General features: G+C 67.3%; 24 protein-coding genes. 5 read left to right on the forward strand and 19 right to left on the reverse strand.

Annotated elements, in window-relative coordinates:
- Nucleotides 1-125 precede the first annotated feature (125 nt).
- Nucleotides 126-851, reverse strand: coding sequence for a hypothetical protein (locus FCL41_RS16580; protein ID WP_137064606.1), 726 nt, complete (start codon nt 849-851; stop codon nt 126-128).
- A 277-nt stretch (nt 852-1,128) separates the two neighbouring features.
- On the opposite strand from FCL41_RS16580, the gene FCL41_RS16585 reads away from it, so the two are divergent.
- Nucleotides 1,129-1,572 carry a DUF488 domain-containing protein gene (locus FCL41_RS16585; protein WP_137064605.1) on the forward strand — a complete coding sequence of 148 codons (444 nt, stop codon included), beginning with the start codon at nt 1,129-1,131 and terminating at the stop codon, nt 1,570-1,572.
- On the opposite strand, the gene FCL41_RS16590 is transcribed toward FCL41_RS16585, so the two are convergent.
- Nucleotides 1,569-2,423: a hypothetical protein gene (locus FCL41_RS16590; RefSeq protein ID WP_212723049.1), complete on the reverse strand. Its 855-nt coding sequence runs from the start codon at nt 2,421-2,423 to the stop codon at nt 1,569-1,571. The two genes, FCL41_RS16585 and FCL41_RS16590, sit on opposite strands and share 4 nt — an antisense overlap.
- A gap of 332 nt (nt 2,424-2,755) precedes the next feature.
- Complete coding sequence (dnaB, locus tag FCL41_RS16595; protein ID WP_137064604.1) at nt 2,756-4,174, reverse strand: replicative DNA helicase; 1,419 nt, start codon at nt 4,172-4,174, stop codon at nt 2,756-2,758.
- 494 nt (nt 4,175-4,668) lie between these two features.
- On the opposite strand from dnaB, the gene FCL41_RS16600 reads away from it, so the two are divergent.
- Nucleotides 4,669-6,009 carry an MATE family efflux transporter gene (locus tag FCL41_RS16600; RefSeq protein WP_137064603.1) on the forward strand — a complete coding sequence of 447 codons (1,341 nt, stop codon included), beginning with the start codon at nt 4,669-4,671 and terminating at the stop codon, nt 6,007-6,009.
- 72 nt (nt 6,010-6,081) lie between these two features.
- On the opposite strand, the gene rplI is transcribed toward FCL41_RS16600, so the two are convergent.
- From rplI to rpsF, 4 genes are all read right to left on the reverse strand, one after another.
- Nucleotides 6,082-6,528, reverse strand: coding sequence for a 50S ribosomal protein L9 (rplI, locus tag FCL41_RS16605; protein WP_137064602.1), 447 nt, complete (start codon nt 6,526-6,528; stop codon nt 6,082-6,084).
- A gap of 14 nt (nt 6,529-6,542) precedes the next feature.
- Nucleotides 6,543-6,779, reverse strand: a complete 237-nt coding sequence (rpsR, locus tag FCL41_RS16610; protein ID WP_101525917.1) for a 30S ribosomal protein S18 — start codon at nt 6,777-6,779, stop codon at nt 6,543-6,545.
- A gap of 100 nt (nt 6,780-6,879) precedes the next feature.
- Nucleotides 6,880-7,485 (reverse strand): single-stranded DNA-binding protein, encoded by a 606-nt coding sequence (locus tag FCL41_RS16615; RefSeq protein WP_137064601.1) that lies wholly within the window; start codon nt 7,483-7,485, stop codon nt 6,880-6,882.
- A 117-nt stretch (nt 7,486-7,602) separates the two neighbouring features.
- The gene (rpsF, locus tag FCL41_RS16620; RefSeq protein ID WP_135833554.1) at nt 7,603-7,893 is read right to left on the reverse strand and encodes a 30S ribosomal protein S6; all 291 of its coding nucleotides are present in this window, start codon (nt 7,891-7,893) and stop codon (nt 7,603-7,605) included.
- Nucleotides 7,894-8,122: 229 nt separating this feature from the next.
- Between rpsF and FCL41_RS16625 the strand changes: the two genes are divergently transcribed.
- The 3 genes from FCL41_RS16625 (at nt 8,123) to FCL41_RS16635 (ending at nt 11,364) form a co-directional block, all read left to right on the forward strand.
- Nucleotides 8,123-8,920: a deoxyribonuclease IV gene (locus FCL41_RS16625; RefSeq protein ID WP_137064600.1), complete on the forward strand. Its 798-nt coding sequence runs from the start codon at nt 8,123-8,125 to the stop codon at nt 8,918-8,920.
- 193 nt (nt 8,921-9,113) lie between these two features.
- Complete coding sequence (locus FCL41_RS16630; RefSeq protein ID WP_275403746.1) at nt 9,114-10,286, forward strand: lipid II:glycine glycyltransferase FemX; 1,173 nt, start codon at nt 9,114-9,116, stop codon at nt 10,284-10,286.
- A gap of 1 nt (nt 10,287) precedes the next feature.
- A complete protein-coding gene (locus FCL41_RS16635) occupies nt 10,288-11,364 on the forward strand; it encodes an alanine racemase (protein ID WP_137064599.1) in 1,077 nt (358 codons plus the stop codon).
- 19 nt (nt 11,365-11,383) lie between these two features.
- On the opposite strand, the gene FCL41_RS16640 is transcribed toward FCL41_RS16635, so the two are convergent.
- The 12 genes from FCL41_RS16640 to FCL41_RS16695 form a co-directional block, all read right to left on the reverse strand.
- Nucleotides 11,384-12,007: a DUF4241 domain-containing protein gene (locus FCL41_RS16640; protein ID WP_170970159.1), complete on the reverse strand. Its 624-nt coding sequence runs from the start codon at nt 12,005-12,007 to the stop codon at nt 11,384-11,386.
- A 16-nt stretch (nt 12,008-12,023) separates the two neighbouring features.
- Nucleotides 12,024-12,218, reverse strand: coding sequence for a hypothetical protein (locus tag FCL41_RS16645; RefSeq protein WP_137064597.1), 195 nt, complete (start codon nt 12,216-12,218; stop codon nt 12,024-12,026).
- Between the two features lie 122 nt (nt 12,219-12,340).
- Nucleotides 12,341-13,063, reverse strand: a complete 723-nt coding sequence (locus tag FCL41_RS16650) for a pentapeptide repeat-containing protein (RefSeq protein WP_170970158.1) — start codon at nt 13,061-13,063, stop codon at nt 12,341-12,343.
- Nucleotides 13,064-13,155: 92 nt separating this feature from the next.
- Nucleotides 13,156-13,554: a hypothetical protein gene (locus FCL41_RS16655; RefSeq protein WP_137064595.1), complete on the reverse strand. Its 399-nt coding sequence runs from the start codon at nt 13,552-13,554 to the stop codon at nt 13,156-13,158.
- Nucleotides 13,544-14,107, reverse strand: a complete 564-nt coding sequence (locus tag FCL41_RS16660; protein WP_170970157.1) for an RHS repeat-associated core domain-containing protein — start codon at nt 14,105-14,107, stop codon at nt 13,544-13,546. Before FCL41_RS16660 ends, FCL41_RS16655 begins: the two co-directional genes overlap by 11 nt.
- A gap of 175 nt (nt 14,108-14,282) precedes the next feature.
- Nucleotides 14,283-14,678, reverse strand: a complete 396-nt coding sequence (locus FCL41_RS16665; RefSeq protein ID WP_137064590.1) for a hypothetical protein — start codon at nt 14,676-14,678, stop codon at nt 14,283-14,285.
- 93 nt (nt 14,679-14,771) lie between these two features.
- Nucleotides 14,772-15,161, reverse strand: coding sequence for a hypothetical protein (locus tag FCL41_RS16670; RefSeq protein ID WP_137064593.1), 390 nt, complete (start codon nt 15,159-15,161; stop codon nt 14,772-14,774).
- Nucleotides 15,162-15,419: 258 nt separating this feature from the next.
- Nucleotides 15,420-15,893 carry a hypothetical protein gene (locus tag FCL41_RS16675; protein WP_137064592.1) on the reverse strand — a complete coding sequence of 158 codons (474 nt, stop codon included), beginning with the start codon at nt 15,891-15,893 and terminating at the stop codon, nt 15,420-15,422.
- Nucleotides 15,893-16,528, reverse strand: coding sequence for an RHS repeat-associated core domain-containing protein (locus tag FCL41_RS16680; protein ID WP_170970156.1), 636 nt, complete (start codon nt 16,526-16,528; stop codon nt 15,893-15,895). Before FCL41_RS16680 ends, FCL41_RS16675 begins: the two co-directional genes overlap by 1 nt.
- Before the next feature lie 140 nt (nt 16,529-16,668).
- Entirely contained in the window at nt 16,669-17,064 is a 396-nt protein-coding gene (locus FCL41_RS16685) for a hypothetical protein (protein ID WP_138868076.1), read from the reverse strand.
- 1,184 nt (nt 17,065-18,248) lie between these two features.
- Nucleotides 18,249-19,142, reverse strand: coding sequence for an RHS repeat-associated core domain-containing protein (locus FCL41_RS16690; protein WP_137064589.1), 894 nt, complete (start codon nt 19,140-19,142; stop codon nt 18,249-18,251).
- A gap of 157 nt (nt 19,143-19,299) precedes the next feature.
- On the reverse strand, nt 19,300-19,602 hold the full coding sequence (locus tag FCL41_RS16695) for a hypothetical protein (protein WP_137064588.1): 303 nt from the start codon (nt 19,600-19,602) through the stop codon (nt 19,300-19,302).
- Nucleotides 19,603-19,690: the final 88 nt, after the last annotated feature.

A 19,690-nucleotide genomic window follows, 5' to 3' on the forward strand; every position in this document is an offset into this window, starting at 1 on the left:
TGCAGGTCAGCGTGATCCCACAGGTCACACACGTGCTCCCCGATCAGGAGGCCACAGTGGGTGGGGTCACCATTCGGTTGCCTCTGAGGTTTCAGGCACCGCGATTGACGTCGGAGTGAACGAGCTCAGCCAGCAGCTTCACGAGCTTGGCCTTGAAGGTGTCGTCGCTGAAGAACTTCTCGGTCATCTTGGTGTGCGCGACCCGCGTCGAGCACGGCGCCGGTCACGGCGTCCGAGAGGTCTGGGGACTCGACGAACTGCTTGGACGTGTTGGCGGCTGCCTGGGAACGCACCGTGGCGTTCTCGCCGAGGACGGTGACGAGGCCTTCGACCCAGGAGCGTTGCTGACCGGGTGTGAAGTCCTCGCCGTCGAAGAGGGCGTTGACCTTGGCGAGCACTTCCTCGAGCAGCACCATGTGGGGGTCGCGGGACTGACCCGAACCGGCGGCGGTCATCGGCATCAGTGCCACGGTCTCGCCGGAGTTGAGGTCCAAGGTCTGGTCCTTGGCTCGGGCCTGCTTGATGTGGGTCAACTCGACCGAGGACAGGTCGATGATGTCGGAGGCCTCGGGGCGTACGAGGCGGCCCTTGAGCAGGCGTAGGAAGAGCGCGAGCTTCTCCAGATCGGGGTCCTCGTAGTTCACGATCTGGCTGAGGAAGTCGTAGAGCCGCACGTAGGAGCCGACGTCCTTGCGGAACAGCTCCAGCTCGTCCACGCGGGCCTTGTCCTTCGTCGCCTGGGCGGCGTGCCAGGCGTCTGCGAACCGGGCGGCGGCCGACCCGAGCGGCGCGTAGGAGTCCCGGCACCAGGTCGGTCCGGGACTTACCTCGGCATTGTGCCGCGCTGGCACACTCGGCTCATAGGACTCGCCAGTTCTGGTCTTAGGCGACCCGGCCATGCCGGGAGGTACGTCCACGTCCGATTGAGTCAGCGACTCGCTTGGCCTACCATTCACCGCAGGTAGCTAGGGTTGCAACAGTTCCCGGTCGCAGATTCGAGTCGCCCACGCTCAGGCGTGGGCTTCGCCGTCTCCGGCCTCTTCTCCCAGCTCCACCAAGCTGTCGGAGCCGTAGGAAACAATCACCTCTACTGCTGGCCTACGTCGACGAGATCGGGAGGACACGCCCATGACCCATGGCATCGTCTCCGTTGGATACGAAGGTCGCGGCATTGACGACTTCGTTGCCGCCCTCGTGGAGGCGGGCGTCCAGACCGTCGCCGACGTACGGCTCAACGCAATCAGCCGCAAGGCGGGCTTCTCCAAGACCCGCCTCCGAGATGCCCTGGCCGCAGCCGGCATCGACTACCGCCACATGCGGAGCCTGGGGAACGCAAGGGAGAACCGCAGCCCGTTCTGGGAGGGCCGCGTGGACGAGGGCCGACGTGTGTTCCGCCAGGCCATTACGAGCCCGGAGGCCGAGTCTTCTCTCCATGAGCTCTCCGCACTGGTGCGCGACCAGGTCGTCGCTGTGCTCTGCTTCGAGACCGACGTCGAGAAGTGCCATCGGAAGGTGATCATCGACGAGATCGTCGGAACCACCAACGCGCCAGTCGCGGCACTTCCCGTCTAAGTCGCCTTCTTCGGGTAGTAGACGCCGAGGATGCTGAACGTCTGCGGACGCTTGGCCTGGTTGCCGACGTAGAACGCGACGTCGTTGCCCGACGCGCAGATCTCGTCATAGAACCGCTTGCGAATCGCGGCTGTCGCATCCGCGTCGGAGCGGTTCCACAGGTGCCGCTGGAGCGCGACGAACTCCCAGTCGATGATCGACTGCTCGTGGGTTGTGCACTGAGGATCGGCGCAGCGCCGCTTGTAGAAGCCCCGGTAACGAGGTGGCTCGAGAGGCGTCTTGTCCTGGGCCTCCTCGAAGACGTCGAGCTCGAGTTGGTTGACGTAGGCGTCGATCTTCGACTGCTCTCCCTTGCTCCATCCGGGATGCGGCTCCAGTCGGAACCCGAGGATCTCGGTCGGCCGCACGAGAGCCAGTGAGCGAGCTCGTGCGTCAGCGCTCGCAGCGTTGCGGATACGGCACATGGAGTCGTCGATGATGGGCTCGAGAAGTTCCTGCCGCCGCCGCCAGGGCGGCAGGTGGGTCTCGACGCGGAGGGTCGACATGTTCGGCTTCCACGACTCCAGCCGGGCTTCACCGGCGGGCTGGCAGTCCACCGTCACGATGTCGTACTTCTTGAAGGCCTCCGTCGCTGCAGGAAGATGCCGGAAGTTGATGGGATAGAGCCGGATCCATCCGGTCGCGCCGTAGGGACCGAGCAGGACGCCAGCTACGCAGACCGTTTCGCCATGGGTCTGCGACGGATTCGGGGCTGCCTTGACCGTGATCAGGACCCGGTGGCGCGCCGGGCCGGACGGCTTGCTCGCCGGGTGCTCGAACGCGTCGCCAAACAGTGTCTCCATCACCATCACACCCACCAAGCCTTGATCGAGTCGTCAGGCCCCGAACGTAATGCTCAGCACCGACACTTCTTGGCAGTTCGCGAATAGGTCCGAGAACACCGCGCGACGGGGCGCCCGAACGCTTACGGGCCGTGAAGATCAACTGGGCGGGGGCTTGTTGACAGCGATCCGAGTCGTTCGAGCTTTCCCTGCGACATCTCTGGGCAGAGCGCCCCATCGCGTCGAACAACTTCTTGTCAGTCACGGCCCGTGGAATCTCGCCCCTCGCGCACCCCAATCTGCAACGGTTTCAGATTCAGCGTGCAGATTGCAGACTCACCAATCGTCGGCACGGGCAGTCGTCAGTGCGCCATGTCCACGAAGCGGCTGTAGTGGCCCTGGAAGGCGACGGTGATGTCACGCGTCGCGCCGTTGCGGTGCTTGGCCACGATCAGGTCGGCCTCGCCGGGGCGGGTCGACTCCTTCTCGTAGACGTCCTCGCGGTGGAGCAGGATCACCATGTCGGCGTCCTGCTCGATCGAGCCGGACTCACGCAGGTCGGACATCATCGGGCGCTTGTCGCCGCGCTGCTCGGGACCACGGTTCAGCTGCGAGAGCGCGATGATCGGGACCTCGATCTCCTTGGCGAGCAGCTTGATCTGACGGGAGAACTCCGAGACCTCGAGCTGACGCGACTCGACCTTCTTGCCCGAGCTCATCAGCTGGAGGTAGTCGATCACGATCAGCTTGAGGTCGTGCTTCTGCTTGAGGCGGCGGGCCTTGGCCCGGATCTCCATCATCGTCATGTTGGGTGAGTCGTCGATGTACATCGGCGCGGCGGAGACCTCGCCCATCTTCTTGGCCATCCGCTCCCAGTCGTCCTCGGTCATGTTGCCGGTACGGATGTGGTTGAGCGCGACCTTCGCCTCGGCCGAGAGCAGACGCATCACGATCTCGGCGCGCGTCATCTCCAGGCTGAAGAAGACGCTGGTCATGTTGTTGTGGATCGACGCGGCCCGGCAGAAGTCCAGGGCCAGGGTCGACTTACCCATCGCGGGTCGGGCCGCGACGATGATCATCTGACCGGAGTGCAGACCGTTGGTGAGCTCGTCGAAGTCGGCGAACCCGGTCGGGACGCCGTAGACGCCCTGCTCACGGTTGGCGATCGCCTCGATCTCGTCGAGGACGTCGTTCATGATGTCGCTCAGCGGGACGTAGTCCTCCGCCGCGCGCTTCTCGGTGATCTTGTAGACCTCGGCCTGCGCCTGGTCGACGACGTCGTCGACCTGACCCTCGCCGGCGTAGCCAAGCTGGACGATCTTGGTGCCCGCCTCGACGAGCCGTCGCAGCATCGCCTTCTCGCGCACGATCTCCGCGTAGTAGCCGGCGTTGGCCGCGATCGGCACGTTGGCGGCGAGCGTGTGCAGGTAGGGAGCGCCGCCCACCTTGGCGAGCTCACCCCGACGCTGGAGCTCGGCGGCGACCGTGACCGGGTCGGCGGGCTCGCTGCGGCCGTACAGGTCGATGATCGCGTCGTGGATCTGCTCGTGGGCGGGCCGGTAGAAGTCGACTCCGCGCAGCACCTCGGAGACGTCGGCGATGGCGTCCTTGCTCAGCAGCATCGAGCCCAGGACGCTCTGCTCGGCGGCGTTGTCCTGCGGCGGCGTACGGTCGTTGGCTCCGCGCGGAGCGTGGCCCGGCTCGTACGACGCGGGGCCGTCACCCCAGTCCTCGAACGACGGCTCTCGGGGGCCGAGCAGGTCCTGCTCAGAGATGCTCATACGGTCCTCCGGACACGTGGTGACGATTGCTGACGCGGGCCGCACCGAACCCCGCGCTCCCACGCTAGAAGGGGGCGCCGACAGAACTGCGGACGTCGCGAACGTACGCGCCGAAGGGCCCTCGCCACCACCGGCGTATCCACAGGCCCTGTGGATAACTTGGGCATGAGCGGTGCACCATCCCCAAGAAGTGCCCTGCATCTGTGGGGTGGCCTGTGCACAACTACGTGCAGGTAGGGGTGATACCGCCCCTGACCTGCACAAATGCAATCCACAGCCTGTGTAGGAAAAGATTGTCGCCACTGTTTTCTCGGCATGTGAACTGCTGCACAAAATTGTGGCAAAGCCGCTGAATCCCTGCCCGTGCATGTGATATCCCAAGGCTCTCCACAGGGTCTGGGGAGGGCCCTCGGGGGCCAAATTCGGCTCTGACCTGCGGTTTTACCTCGAGGGTGGTCGTGACGCAGGTCACACTCTTCTCATACCTAAACTCAATGACTGTGCACACGACCGATCGGCAGATCCTCCGACTCGCCATTCCGGCGTTCTTCGCCCTGGTCGCCGAGCCCCTCTTCCTGCTCACCGACACCGCCATCGTCGGGCGCCTCGGCACCCCGGAGCTCGCCGGCGTGGGCATCGCCGCGGTCGTCATGCAGACAGCCGTGGGCCTGTGCGTCTTCCTGGCCTACGGCACCACCGCAGGTGTCTCACGACACCTCGGGGCAGGCGACTCCCGCCGAGCCCTCACCCTGGGTGCCGACGGGATCTGGCTGGCGGTGGGCCTGGGCGTCCTGGTGACGACCGTCCTGCTCGCCTCCTCGCGGCACCTGATCGCGGCCTTCGGCGTCGGGGACACCGTCGCGGGCTACGCCGGGGACTACCTCAGCATCGCGCTGCTGGGCATCACGCCCCTGCTCGTCATGCTGGCCGCCACCGGAGTGCTGCGCGGGCTCCAGGACACCCGCACGCCCCTGTGGGTGGCGGTCGGGGGCAACGCGATCAACGTGGTGCTCAACCTCGTCCTCGTCTTCGGCTACGGCCCCTTCCCGGCGCTGGGGGTGGCCGGCTCCGCCCTGGGCTCGGTGATTGCGCAGGTCGTGAGCGCCGCGGTGCTCGTCGCCGTGGTGGTCCGCGCGGCTCGCGCCGAGGGCGCCTCGTTGGCCCCGGACCTCGCCGGGATCCTCGACGCCGGACGCGCCAGCGTGCCGCTGGTCGTGCGTACGCTCGCCCTGCGCGCCGCTCTCGTCGTCGGCGCCTGGGCGGTCGCCAGCAGCGGAGACCCCGAGGGTGAGGCCGTGGCAGCCCACCAGGTCGCCTTCACCATCTGGACCTTCCTCGTCTTCGCGCTCGACGCCATCGCCATCGCCGCCCAGACCCTGACCGGTCACGCCCTCGGCGCGGGCGACCGCGAGGCCACCCGGGGGCTGACCCGTCGGATGATCCGTTGGGGCTGGGCCTCGGGGATCGTCGCCGGTCTCGTGCTGGCGGTGGCCAGCCCGTGGCTGGGGCCGCTCTTCACCCCGGACCCCGCGGTCCACGAGCTCCTGGTGCCGATCCTGCTCGTCGCCGCCCTGAGCCAGCCGATGGCCGGCGTCGTCTTCGTCCTCGACGGGGTGCTCATCGGGGCCGGCGACGGACGCTTCCTGGCGTGGGCCGGCGTGTGGACGCTGGTGGCGTACGTGCCCCCGGTGCTGGCCGTGCCGCTGGTGGCCACCCAGGCGCAGTCCCTGCTGTGGATCTGGGTGCTCTTCAGCGGTCTCTTCATGGGCGTGCGCTGCGCCCTGCTGCTGCAGCGCTCCCGCGGCGAGAAGTGGATGGTCCTCGGGGCCGACTGAGGGCAACAAGCAGCAAGCACAAGGGCCCGCCCACCCCGGAGGGTGGACGGGCCTTGCGTCAGACGCCGTAGGTCAGGCAGAGGTCACGTTGAGCGAGACCTGGGCGGTCACGTCGTCGTGCAGCTTGACCGACACCGCGTGGGTGCCGAGCGACTTGATCGGGTTGCCGAGGACGATGGTGCGCTTGTCCACGGACTCACCGGCAGCGGTGGAGAGAGCCTCGGCGATGTCGTTGGCGGTGACGGCGCCGAACAGGCGACCACCCTCACCAGCGCGCACCTTGAGCGCCACAGCGGCACCCTCGAGCTTGCCCTTGATCTCCTCGGCGTGGGCCTGGTCGCGGACGGCGCGCGACTTGCGGGCAGCCTTGATGGCGTCCACAGTCTTCTCGCCACCCTTGGTCCAGCGAATGCCCTCGCCGCGCGGGATGAGGTAGTTGCGGCCGTAGCCGTCCTTCACCTCGACGATGTCACCGGGGCCACCGAGGCCGGTCACTTCCTGGGTCAGGATGAGCTTCATGTTCCTGGCTCCCTTCAGCGTCCGGTCGAGGTGTACGGCAGGAGAGCGACCTCGCGGGCGTTCTTGACTGCCATGGCCACGTCGCGCTGGTGCTGGACGCAGTTTCCGGTCACACGACGCGCGCGGATCTTGCCACGGTCGGAGATGAACTTGCGGAGCAGCGTGGTGTCCTTGTAGTCGACACCGGTCGCCTTCTCCTTGCAGAACTGGCAAACCTTCTTCTTGGGCTTGCGAATCACTGCCTTGGCCATTGTGGTGCTTCCTTTCTAGAAGCCCGGCCGTGAGGCCGGAATGGTTGAGGTGTATTCGGATGGGTTGACGGACCTGGCCGTCAGGGAGCCGATCTGGCGATCAGAACGGGGGCTCGTCGGAGCCGACGCCCGGAGCGCCCCACGGGTCGGGCTGTGCGCCGCCACCCTGGGAGCCTCCGCCGCCGAAACCGCCGCCGCCCTGGGGCGCCTGCGGGGCCGCCGGAGCGCCCCACGGGTCGTCGGCCTGCTGGCCGCCGCCGAAGCCGCCGCCCTGCTGGCCGCCGCCGCCGCTGAAGCCGCCACGGTTGCCGCCGCCTCCGCCGAAGCCGCCGCCCCCGCCGCCGGAAGCACGCGTCACCTTGGCGGTGGCGTACTTCAGCGAGGGACCGATCTCTTCGACCTCGAGCTCGACGACCGTGCGCTTCTCGCCTTCACGGGTCTCGTACTGGCGCTGCTTGAGCCGTCCCTGCACCACGACCCGCATGCCCTTCTGGAGCGACTCGGCAACGTTCTCGGCTGCCTGACGCCAGATCGAGCAGGAGAGGAACAGCGCGTCGCCGTCCTTCCACTCATTGGTCTGCCGGTCGAAGGTCCGCGGCGTGGACGCGATCCGGAAGTTCGCCACGGGTGCACCCGAGGGGGTGAAGCGCAGCTCCGGGTCGTCGACCAGGTTGCCGACCACGGTGATGACGGTCTCGCCTGCCATTCAAGGTCTCCCTTGGTTAGTCCATCGGTTGGTGTTGCGGGGTGTGAATCCGCCACTGGCTTGCCGAACGACATCGTTGCCGATGTCGCCGACGTCTATGAAGGGTTGTGCACAAGCTCAGCGGTTGCCGGGCTTGATGACCTTCGTGCGCAGGATGGACTCGTTGAGGGTCAGCTGGCGGTCGAACTCCTTGACCGTGGCCGGCTCGGCCTCGATCGAGATGACTGCGTAGATGCCTTCGGCGTTCTTCTTGATCTCGTAGGCGAGACGGCGGCGTCCCCACACGTCAACCTTCTCGACGGTTCCACCGTCGGTGCGGATGACGTTGAGGTACTTGTCGAGCGAAGGCTCGATCGTGCGCTCTTCAAGACTGGGGTCGAGGATGACCATCACTTCATACTTACGCAAAGCGGTCTCCACCTCCTCTGGACTCAGGCGGCCACGGACTTTCCGTGGCAGGAGGGCTTGCGTTCGCGGCGCCGATCCACTGGACGGACCGAGCCACGGCTCCCGGCGGTTCCCCCTATTGAGGAGGACACACAGAGAACTGGAGCAGGTTACCAGCGGCGTCGAGCACCCGGGGAATCCACGCACAGGCCCACCCGGAGCCGTCGGCGTCCGCCCCTAGGCTGGCCGCATGACTTCCTTCGCCATCGGTGCCCACGTCGCCTCCGACGACCCGGTCCAGCACGCGCAGGCGCGCGGCATGTCGGTCGTCCAGATGTTCCTCGGCGACCCGCAGAGCTACAAGGGCCCGGTCGTGGAGTACGCAGGCGGAGCGGAGGCGCTCAAGGCGGCGGCCGAGGAGGCCGGGGTCGACATCTACGTGCACGCCCCCTACGTGATCAACGTGGCCACCACCAACAACCGCATCCGGATCCCCAGCCGCAAGCTGCTGCAGCAGCACGTCAACGCGGCCGCCTCGATCGGCGCCAAGGGCCTGGTCGTGCACGGCGGCCACGTCAACAAGACCGACGACCCCGAGAAGGGTTTCGACAACTGGCGCAAGGCCATCGAGGCCACCGACCTCGCCGTGCCGGTGCTCATCGAGAACACCGCCGGTGGTGACAACGCGATGACGCGCCACCTCGACCGCATCGGCCGCGTATTCGAGGCAATCAGCAGCGCCGAGGGGGCCGACCGTGTCGGCTTCTGCCTCGACACCTGCCACGCCCACGCCGGCGGCAACGACCTGGAGACGGTCGTCGAGAGGGTGCGTGCGGTGACCGGACGGATCGACCTCGTGCACGGCAACGACAGTCGCGACGCCTTCGACTCCGGTGCCGACCGGCACGCCAACCTCGGCCACGGGCAGATTGACCCCGACCTGCTCGCCACCGTGATCCGCGCTGCCGGTGCGCCGGTCATCCTCGAGACCCCCGGCAGCGTCGAGGACCACGTCGCCGACGCGAGCTGGCTCACCTCCCGCCTCTGACGGGCTCGCTGAGGAACCGAAATCCCCGTTCTTGCGTCATAGGTCACAACCTGACGCGTTCCACCCATGTACGCCTCGGGTCGAGGAGGCGGCGGCGGACCTGTCCCGCGGGGGCGGACAGGTCCGCTGCCGCGTCCGGGGGCCGAGGAGCAGCGCCCCCTCGCAGCCGGGACCTACGGGTAGCCTCGGGGCCGTGTCTTCCCGCCAGCTCGCCCAGCCCCTGACCCTGCGTGCAGTGACTCCCGCCGAGCACCTCGCATTCATCCGTACCCAGCCGTCCGCCTCGTTCCTGCAGGTCCCGGCGTGGGGGCCGGTGAAGTCGGAGTGGCAGCACGAGTCGCTCGGATGGTTCCGCCCGGGTGCCGACGGCGAGGAGATGGTCGGTGCGGCGCTCGTGCTCTACCGCCAGCTCCCCAAGGTGAAGCGCTACCTGGCCTACCTGCCGGAGGGTCCCGTCATCGACTGGGCCTCCTTCACCGACCCCGACGCGCGGCTGGGCGACTGGCTCGACCCGCTGAGTGCGTACCTGAAGAAGAAGGGCGCCTTCGGCATCCGCATCGGGCCGCCCGTGGTCACCCGCCGGTGGTCGGCGGCGCAGATCAAGGAAGGGGTCTCCGACCCCGCCGTCCGTCGTCTCGACGACATCGCGCCCCTGGAGCGCACGCCCACCGGTGCCGCGATCGTCTCCCAGCTGCACGAGCTGGGCTGGCAGCCGCAGGCCGCGGAGGGTGGCTTCGCCGCTGGCCAGCCGCAGTACAACTTCCACGTCCCGCTGACCGTCGACGGCCGCGCCAAGACCGAGGACGAGGTCCTCAAGTCGATGAACCAGCTCTGGCGCCGCAACATCAAGAAGGCCGCGAAGGCAGGCGTCGAGGTCACCCGCGGCACCCGTGACGACCTGGCGGCCTTCCACGAGCTGTACGTGCACACCGCCGAGCGCGACCACTTCACGCCGCGGCCGCTGTCGTACTTCCAGAAGATGTGGGACTCCCTCACTCCGGAGGAGGACGACCGCTTCGTGCTCCACCTCGCCCGCCACGAGGGCGACCTGGTCGCCGCGACGATCTCGATCCGCGTCGGTCAGCATGCCTGGTACTCCTACGGCGCCTCCTCGACGGAGAAGCGCGACGTCCGTGGGTCCAACGCCGTGCAGTGGGAGATGATCCGCAGCGCGCTCGCCGCCGGCGCGACCGTCTACGACATGCGCGGCATCACCGACACCCTCGACGCCGACGACCCGCACGTGGGGCTGATCCAGTTCAAGGTCGGCACCGGCGGGGAGGCCGTCGAGTACGTCGGCGAGTGGGACCTGCCGATCAACCGCCCGATCTACGCGGCGTTCCAGCTCTACATGAAGAGGCGATGAGATGACCCTGACCCTCCACGTCGACGGACCCCGCTGGCGCGAGCACCTGGTGGAAGTCGCCGAGCGCACCCCCGGACTCGTCCCGGTCGCCAAGGGCAACGGCTACGGCTTCGGCCTGGGGCGCCTCGCCAGGCGTACGCAGTGGCTCGCCGACCGCGGTGTGGGCACCGGCCAGACCTGGGGCGACGTGCTCGCCGTCGGGACCTACGACGAGGTCGCCGAGGTCGCCGACCGCTTCCACGGCAGCATCCTCGTCCTCACCCCGTGGCGTCCCTTCGGCGCAGCCCTCGAGGTCGACCCGGCGTTCGCGGGACGGGTCATCCACACGGTGAGCCGCGCGGAGGACCTCGCCGCCCTGCTCGAGCGTCAGCCCGACGCCCGCTACGTGCTCGAGCTGGTCACCTCGATGCTGCGCCACGGCATGACCGGCCGCGACCTGCGCGGCCTGGGCGGGCTCACCGCCCGGGGCCGCCTGGAGGGCATCGCCCTGCACCTCCCGCTGGCGCAGGGCTCCCACCTCTCCCAGGTGCAGCGACTGATCACCGACGCCGTCTCCGCCGACCTGCCCACGCGCACGCTGTGGGTGAGCCACCTGACCGACTCCGAGCACGAGCGGCTGCGCGCCTCCTACTCCGACTACACCATCCGACCGCGCATCGGCACCGGTCTGTGGTTGGGCGACCGCGGCGCGTTGAAGGTCACCGCGCAGGTGCTCGACGTGCACCCGGTCGAGCGCGGCGACGTCTTCGGCTACCGCTCCCGTACGGCGCCCAAGAGCGGCCACGTGCTCATCGTCTCCGGGGGCACGGCCCACGGCATCGGCCTGGCGGCGCCCTCGGGCGACCTCTCGCTCAAGTCCCGGGCCGCCACCCTGGCCCGAGGCGGCCTGGACGCCGTCGGCTTCGTCCGCTCGCCCTACTTCATCGGCGGCAAGCAGTGCCTCTTCGCCGAGCCGCCGCACATGCAGGCCTCGATGCTCTTCCTGCCCCACGGCTCACCGGTGCCGGCGGTCGGCGACGAGATCGACGTACGCGTGCGCTTCACCACGACGTCGTTCGACCGGGTCGAGATTTCCTGACCCCTCGTCAGCGGCCCTGCTACACGGGCTGCGCCCCGTCGAGGATCTTGAGGTCCACCAGCACCGCGACTCCTTGGCCGTCACGGTCGAAGCCGACCCACGCCGCGTACTCGTCCGGGCCGTCCGGCACCTCGAACACCACGGCGGCGACCCGGCCCTGCACCTCCATCGTGACCACCTGCTCGGCCAGCGCCGCGTCGAAGACCCGCTTCATCTGCGCGTCGTCCTCGAACACCTCCTGCAGGAGCGCGGCGTCGGTGATGTCGTAGAAGGCGCCCAGTCCTGAGTCACAGTCGAGGTGGACGTGCTCCTCGGCCTGGACTACCGGTTGCCACGTCGCGACGTCAGCGAGCCGACCGATCGACGCGGCGCATGCCATCGGCTGCGGCTCCGTGCCGCTCCCACGGGGAACGTCGATGGTGCTCAACGTCGTTGGCCACTCACCCTTCCCGAGGAGGACCGCCGGGAACTCCGGGGAGACCTCCGGGAACCAGGGATCGGCGATCGCCAGCATTCCCCACGGCAACTCGATCGACGGCCCGGCCACCGCCCGCAACGTCACGGTCCGCTGAGCACGACCCTCCTGCTCGGGCAGCACGAACCGGTCACCGAAACGAACGAGGTCGGACGGTTGTGTCGTCACTCGCACTCCTCCATCATCATGGGTCCTCCGTGTCATGCACTTCTGGTGTCTCACTCGGATCACTACGTCCTGGGATCGACAGGAGGGCGAGGATCATGAAGAGGGATCCGGACTGCACCATGGTCAGGGGCGTCAGGGCGATCGCTGCGACCAGCAGCACAGCCAGGACCACCACCACCTGGAGGAGCGGGTCTGACTTGAGTCGCTCCATGGTCTCCCCCATCTGCTCTCACACGTGGCATGGCCCCGCACGACACGGTCCCACGATCGGTGGGCGACAGCAGCGGATCCGCCACCGACGTTCGACCGGTTCGAGGACCGCCGGGGCCCATGTCAGCCATCGGGCAGTTCCACCGCGATCAGCGCGCGCCACATCCGCCTCCACGTGCCATCCATCAAGGGGTCGTCCAGACGCACGACCTTGGTGCTCTGCACGTTCGCAGGCTCGAGGTCGACCCAGTAGAACTCCAACCACCGCAGCAGCTCCGGGTCACTCCCATCCTGCTCGAGCCTGCTGCGCAGCGCCCGCATCCGGTCCGGCACGCGGTCGACACGGACGTGGTGCTCGTCGCGCGGCCACAGTTGGTCATCCACCGGCACCTCGGCAGACAGCCCCATCCCCAGCAGGTCTGCCCGGCTGAAGTCGTTGCCGATGATCACGTTGCGCGGAGCACCCGGCTCGTCCTCACGACCCCACAGCGACAGACTGTCGACCGTGCCGATGAAACGGTTGCGCACCAGGTCGACGGCGAAGAAGTGAGCGTTCCACCGGCACGAGTCGAACGTGCAGTCCTCGAACCTGACCCGCCGGGCGAACACCCTCCTCAAGTCACAGCGGGTGAAGACGCACCTCGTGAAGCGAGACGCAGCATCGGGATCAGGCAACGGGCTCCCCAGGTACCAGTCGAGCCTGCAGTCGACGAACTCGCTGTCCACGAAGTCGCAGTCCCGGAAGGACAACCAGTCCGGCCCATCCTTGATCCGCTCGAAGCGCACGCCCTCCAGCCGGCGGCCGTCAAACCGCCACTGCACCCCATCGCGCGGACGCTTGCGCACCACAGTCCCGGGAGGCAGGTCGGGTCCCTCGACGAACATGCTGGACTCCTCTCGACTCACGGCTCAGAAGAACCAGCCAGGCCAACGGTAGGTCACCCCCATCGCGTCGACGTACTGCTTGCCCTGGTCAGGCGAACGCACCCGAGAATGAGACCGACCGCGAGAACAGCCCACCCGAAGGTCACGACCCACTCGCTGCGCAGTGCCGCGACCGTGCCCTTGATGATCGCGATGGCGACCAAGGCCAGGACCACCTTGACGCTCACACCCGTCAGGTCGGTCCCTCGACTCCCGCTCGCGCCACGGGGTCCCGCGCCGAGGTCCGTCAGCACCATGACAAGTGCAAGCACCAGCATCGCCAAGGTCACGGCCAACGCCAACGGCAGCGGCCACCGCTGGTGGGTCTCCGCGATCATCATCGATGTCGTGAGCACGAGCCCGGCGACGACGAGACGTTCAGGAGCCGCGGGCGCCTGTCTCCTATTTCGCATGGCAGGCTCCACCAGGACGTATCGACATCGCATAGTCGACGAACGCCACCAACGCTGTGCCCGCCTGCGCATAGCGCGCGGCTTTGAGTGCCAATGCGTTCGCGAAGTGGACCGTCGAGAACTGCGCTGCGACGAACCCCGCGCCTGTCACCAGTGTGGTGAACACTGAATAGCGACAACCGATGGTGACCTGACCATAAGTTGCGATGTCCCGGAACAGTCGCATCACGCCTGTGATCACCACATTGTTCGTCGTGCCGATGGCAGCGAGCGCGGCCGCGTCGTAGGAGCGACTCGAACCCCCTTCCGCCACGGGCGCGTAGCTGACCGCCATCTCCCCCGTGGGGTCGACGTACGAGTAAGGCTGGTTGCCCACGTACGGATACCAGTTCAACGCGTCCACCGGGTCCTCAGACGCGAACCGACCCACCCCGGCGTCGTACCAGCGGGCCCGGGCGAAGTGCATCCCCACGTCACCGTCCCACGCGTGACCGGTGTACCCGTAGACGTCACCCAGGCCCACCGCACCCGTACCGGCCGGCTGACCGAACACCGAGTACGCCGAGGACGACACCACCCCGCCGCACGCCGCACACCGTCTCACCATCAGACGTCGACTGCAGCGGATCACCCGAAGGCGCCGTCACGAACGTCCAGACCAGCACCCCCGAGCACACCGACTCCGAGACCCGGTCGTCAGTGCACGGCTCAGGCGCCGCGTCCGTCGATCACGAGGACGTCGCACGGGAGCGTAGGAACAGCATGAGGGCCGTGCCCACCGTCAGAGCGCCAAGCGACACCAACGACACCAGGAGCCTCCCGTCCCAGGCGGCGGCCACCATCGTCCAGCCCAACCCCACAGCCACGATGCCGATGAAGAGGTGATCCGAGAGAGAAGCCGCTTTCGGTGACTGCATGCGCGGTCGACGTACGACCATCCAGACGACCAGCGCAGCCACCACCCCCACCCAGGCCATCCCCAGCCAGAACGTGTAGTGGTCAAGGTCGGAATCGAGCCCCATGAACCACAACACCATCGCCCACATCGCCAACGGCGTGAGCAAATGGTCCCGCTCGACACCAGCCCTGGATGTGGAGGTGCCGACGCCTCGGTCAGTTGCCACAACTGCCCCGCCTCTTGAGGTGGTCGATGTAGGTCTTGAGCCAGTGCGCCTCCGCTGCATCAGACGTCACCGGCAGCCGAAAGCTGGAGACAATCACGGCTCTTCCAGCTCGTCGCCACCATCGTGGCTGAGGGTCGACACCCGCCCGCCTTGTGGAGACCGTGGCGGAATCCAGGCAACCAGAGTCAGGAGCAGAGCTGGAAGTACCCACCACCCGGCTCCTGAGGCGTCATCGAGCCAAGCGTCGATGAAGCCCCAGATGCACACCCCTACGCCGATGAGCCAAGGCGCCATGCCGACACCCGTGCCCATGCCGATCTCTCTCAGGAGGAGGACCAACCCCACAGAAACAGCCCAGGGGACGGCCATCGCGACGAGGTCCCATGCGCCGACCTGCGGCCACGAGAGCACTGCCACCGCCACGTACGCGGCCATCAACGCGAACCCGATGCCCCAGAGGTGCACGCGTGACTCAGACGCCACGGCCACATGCTCCGTTGGTCGTCATGCTGGACACGTAGCTAACCGCAGCGCTCACGAACTCCGCCAATGCGACGGCCGCCTTCGTGTAGGCCGCTGCCTTCGCACTGATGTTCGTGTACTTGAGAACATCTTTGAAGAGCACGGACACGCTCATCGACCCCGCAACGACGAAGTCCCCACCATCAGCAGCTTGGCTTTTGCGTAGACCATCGCTCCCCGGTCTGCGGACATCGCGAGTGAGGATGCCCGTTGGGCGACTCACAGGGCCTCGAGGGAGGCGGCACCCAGGATGAGGAATCCGCTCAGAACGAGCAGTGCGCCATAGGCCCCGTCCTTGGCGGACCGGCGGCGCGCTCCCAGTAACGCCCCGAGGACGACCGACAGACACCCGGCCAGCAACAGCACGGCCCACGGCGGCACCGCCTCACGCATCGCCACCGGCGGGAGAGTCACAGCAGCGACGGCCAGCATGCCCCGCCCATGCGGAGACGGCAATCCCTGCTTCCCTTCCGTCTCTGGGTCGGCGAAGCCTCCCAAAGCGAACACTGCCTCCTGTGCCACCACCAGGGCGACCGCCCCCAGCATGACCGCGAGGACAACGAACAGCAGCGAGGCCCCACCCGCCAGGCCCGACACCGACGACGCGATGCCGAAACCCGGGACCAGAAGTACCGGCCAGGCCCTGGCGGGAACCTCCCACAGCCCCCCCGCCGACGAGTGGTCCACTGCCATCAGTCCTCACACGTCGAGCCCAGAGCCAACAGCTCGGTGGTCAGGAACCAAGCCAACTCCGCCAGAAGCAACTTGGAACGTGCGTACACCGACAACCCTGGGGTCACATTGGCACCCATCAGGATCCACACCGCTGTCGCGTGAATGGCGAGGAGCTCCGCCCCGTCGCCATAAGCCTGACGCGCGCATCCTCCCCAGGGATTTGATGAGGCCAAAGAGGAGAGCAACGAGTATCCCCCCAACGCCCCGCTCGTGAAGTAGGTGACGATCAGCGCACCGGTAGACCCGATGATTCGCATCGCGGGGTCGAGGATCCGGGCGTAGAAGACCGCCACCTCGCCCGTGGGATCGGTGAGATCCATGGATCGGTTGCCCACGTACGTGTACAGGTTCATCGCGTCAATCGGGTCTTCCGAGGCAAAACGCCCCACCCCGGCGTCGTACCACCGCGCCCGCGCGAAGTGCATCCCCGCGTCACCGTCCCACGCGTGACCGGTGTAGCCGAACGCGTCACCCAGACCCACCGCACCCGTACCGGCCGGCTGACCGAAGACCGAGTACGCCGAGGACGACACCACCGCGCCGGCAGAATCCAGCGTCCCCGTCCCCGTCACCGATCCCAGTCCGTCCAGCACGCCGCACACCGTCTCACCCTCAGCGGTCCAGCGCAGCGGATCACCGAAGGAACCGTCACGGCCGTCCAGACCAGCACCCCCGAGCACACCGACTCCGAGACCCGGTCGTCAGTGCACGGCTCAGGCGCCGCGTCCGTCGATCACGAGGACGTCGCACGGGAGCGTAGGAACAGCATGAGGGCCGTGCCCACCGTCAGAGCGCCAAGCGACACCAACGACACCAGGAGCCTCCCGTCCCAGGCGGCGGCCACCATCGTCCAGCCCAACCCCACGGCCACGATGCCGTTGAAGAGGTGATCCGAGGGAGAAGCCGCTTTCGGTGACTGCATGCGCGGTCGACGTACGACCATCCAGACGACCAGCGCAGCCACCACCCCGACCCAGGCCATCCCCAGCCAGAACGTGTAGTGGTCAAGGTCGGAATCGAGCCCCATGAACCACAACACCATCGCCCACATCGCCAACGGCGTGAGCAAATGGTCCCGCTCGACACCAGCCCTGGATGTGGAGGTGCCGACGCCTCGGTCAGTTGCCACAACTGCCCCGCCTCTTGAGGTGGTCGATGTAGGTCTTGAGCCAGTGCGCCTCCGCTGCATCGGACGTCACCGGCAGCCGAAAGCTGGAGACAATCACGGCTCTTCCAGCTCGTCGCCACCATCGTGGCTGAGGGTCGACACACCAATCCCTCGCCCCCTGTCAGGCGGCTCTTGGTCTCAACCCCTCCCCGACGGACGCGACGATGGACCGCGATCGTCGTTGACGGTGGGGCCCGTGGGCCCGTCCTGCAGTTGCCTCGCTGCAACCAGCGCAAGAACCGTCAGATGCAGCGCACCGAAGAGGCTCACGACCCACAACGCCGGTAACTCCGCGTGTCGCCCCGCGCTCAAGATCCAGAGCCACACCCCCGCAGTCAAAGTCTCTCCCACCAAGGTCCCCCAAGGAGCCTTCCGATCACGTTTCCAGCGCGCCAGCGTCCACTTGAGGAAAAGGACAATCAGCAGCGCTAGAGGCAGCCATGCCACTCTCTGATCGACGCCAGGAATGGCCGAAGTCAGGAGCTGACTCGCCACCACGCCCTGGTAGGTCCAGACGCCCATGAAGATCGCGATCCACCCATACGAAGCGGCCAGCCGGTCCCTGGCCATGACTGCGACAGCAGTGGCCACCCCCACGACCACAGTGAGCCACGCGGATGACATCGCCCCGGCGGAGGCGAGGACCACGGCAGCGACCCACCAGCGTGTGTGACCAGATCGGGCGTCCACACGCGTCCTCGTAGATGGCTCCGATCCCAGTCCGCCCAGCATGCTGCACACCGTCCCACCTTCCGCGGTCGACTGCAGGGGATCACCCGAGGGAGCCGTCGCGCACACCGTCCAACCGTTGTAACCCACGTGGTCACCCGACCATCCGAAGACCGGACCGCCTGGACCCGAAGCGCACCTTCGCGTCTGCGCCATCGATGCCTGGCCGCGGAGAAGTGGAAGATGCCCCCAAGGCAGCCGTGGGCCCAGGGAGAACCCTCAGCTCGGTGGGTGGAACTCATCCCGTCGTCGCAGTTCCCGCCACACCAATCCTGTGAAGAGCAGAATGATGAGGACAGACGCCAACTGCGAATACCAGGCTCCTGGCATCAGAGCGAGTTTGGCGAGGAGTATTCCCACCACCATCACGTACGCCGCCAGGAGGGGGCGCTTGGAACTCCGTTCTCCCCCCATGACTACGCACCGCCGCCTGCGTTGCATGAGCCTCCAGCACGGAGCGATTCAAACGTGATGGCCCAGAAACTTGCAGTGACGGTTGTGTCCCACAGGCACGCACGATTGACGCCGTGCTTGCCCATGCCGATCAGCTGGGGAAGAAGCGTCAAAGCACCAAACGCAGGCACCGCGACGTATTGAGTCGCCTTCGCGAAGTCAGCCCCAAACTGACTCGTGGCCGCGACTTCGACGGCGAACTCGCCCGTCGGATCGTGATAGTCCAGTGGCTGGTTGCCCACGTACGAATACAGGTTCATCGCGTCCACCGGGTCCTCAGACGCGAACCGACCCACCCCGGCGTCGTACCAGCGGGCCCGGGCGAAGTGCATCCCCGCGTCACCGTCCCACGCGTGACCGGTGTAGCCGACCGCGTCACCCAGACCTACCGCACCCGTACCGGCCGGCTGGCCGAAGACCGAGTACGCCGAGGAAGACGCCACCGCGCCGGAAGCATCCAGCGTCCCCGTCACCGACCCGAGACCGTCCAGCATGCTGTACACCGTCTCACCATCGGACGTCGACTGCAGCGGATCACCCGAGGGAGCCGTCACGAACGTCGACACCAGCACCCGCGGCTCACCGGCCGTCTGGCGCCACACCGCCGCCACCGACGACCCGTTGTAGCCCCACGTGGTCACCCGACCGTCCGAGGACCGGGTCGCCTGGACCCGCATCCCGGCCGCGTCGTAGCGGTAGCGCACCGTGGCACCCGACGGCTTCACCAGCTCGACCAGCCGGTGCTCGGAGTCCCACACGAACCGGGTCGTCGCGCCCGAGGCCCGCACCTTCTTCGACGTCAGGTTACCCTCGCCGTCGTAGGTGTAGTCGTGCTTCGCATCGCGCACCAGGCACACACGGTCGCCCCATTCTTCTCGGTGGCCGCGTCTGCCACGATGCTGATCGCGGACACCAGGAAGCCAGTGGCCGCTGCTGTGTCAAAGGGGGTCCCGGCAAGACAACTGGCCGTCGCTCTGGATCGGTTTGGGCACCTGACGGATGTCACCGAACTGCTCATGCCCCTGCGGCCGCACCGAGCAGCATCAGCAGGACCCCCGCCGTCAGGAAGAGCGGCACAGCCACCGGAGCAACTGAACGTCGCCAGTGGGCGACACCGCCGAGGACCAGGCTGACGACACCCGCCATCCACATGGACAGACGGGCATCGACCGACACCGACGACACCGCCGCCACCACGAGCACCACCGCGAAGAGACCAGTCAGGCGCACTCGCTCCGCGGACGGGCGCCCCGAGCGCGTGTTACGGTCCCGCTCCGGCTCCTCGGTGAGCCAGCCGATCATCAGCATTCCGATCACGATCAGGACCCCGAGATACCACCAAGTGGGTCCTAGGGCGATCTCATGGGCGGCCACCGCCAGGACGAAGCCGGTTTCACCTCCCCGC

Source organism: Nocardioides jishulii (assembly GCF_006007965.1).
Classification (GTDB): domain Bacteria; phylum Actinomycetota; class Actinomycetes; order Propionibacteriales; family Nocardioidaceae; genus Nocardioides; species Nocardioides jishulii.

Excerpts from the sequence above, each read along its gene's own strand:
- FCL41_RS16585 (WP_137064605.1), top strand. The coding sequence starts at position 1,129 with ATGACCCATGGCATCGTCTCCGTTGGATACGAAGGTCGCGGCATTGAC.
- dnaB (WP_137064604.1), bottom strand. The coding sequence starts at position 4,174 with ATGAGCATCTCTGAGCAGGACCTGCTCGGCCCCCGAGAGCCGTCGTTC.
- FCL41_RS16600 (WP_137064603.1), top strand. The coding sequence starts at position 4,669 with ATGACTGTGCACACGACCGATCGGCAGATCCTCCGACTCGCCATTCCG.
- rplI (WP_137064602.1), bottom strand. The coding sequence starts at position 6,528 with ATGAAGCTCATCCTGACCCAGGAAGTGACCGGCCTCGGTGGCCCCGGT.
- rpsR (WP_101525917.1), bottom strand. The coding sequence starts at position 6,779 with ATGGCCAAGGCAGTGATTCGCAAGCCCAAGAAGAAGGTTTGCCAGTTC.
- FCL41_RS16615 (WP_137064601.1), bottom strand. The coding sequence starts at position 7,485 with ATGGCAGGCGAGACCGTCATCACCGTGGTCGGCAACCTGGTCGACGAC.
- FCL41_RS16625 (WP_137064600.1), top strand. The coding sequence starts at position 8,123 with ATGACTTCCTTCGCCATCGGTGCCCACGTCGCCTCCGACGACCCGGTC.
- FCL41_RS16635 (WP_137064599.1), top strand. The coding sequence starts at position 10,288 with ATGACCCTGACCCTCCACGTCGACGGACCCCGCTGGCGCGAGCACCTG.
- FCL41_RS16645 (WP_137064597.1), bottom strand. The coding sequence starts at position 12,218 with ATGGAGCGACTCAAGTCAGACCCGCTCCTCCAGGTGGTGGTGGTCCTG.
- FCL41_RS16655 (WP_137064595.1), bottom strand. The coding sequence starts at position 13,554 with ATGCGAAATAGGAGACAGGCGCCCGCGGCTCCTGAACGTCTCGTCGTC.
- FCL41_RS16675 (WP_137064592.1), bottom strand. The coding sequence starts at position 15,893 with ATGGCAGTGGACCACTCGTCGGCGGGGGGGCTGTGGGAGGTTCCCGCC.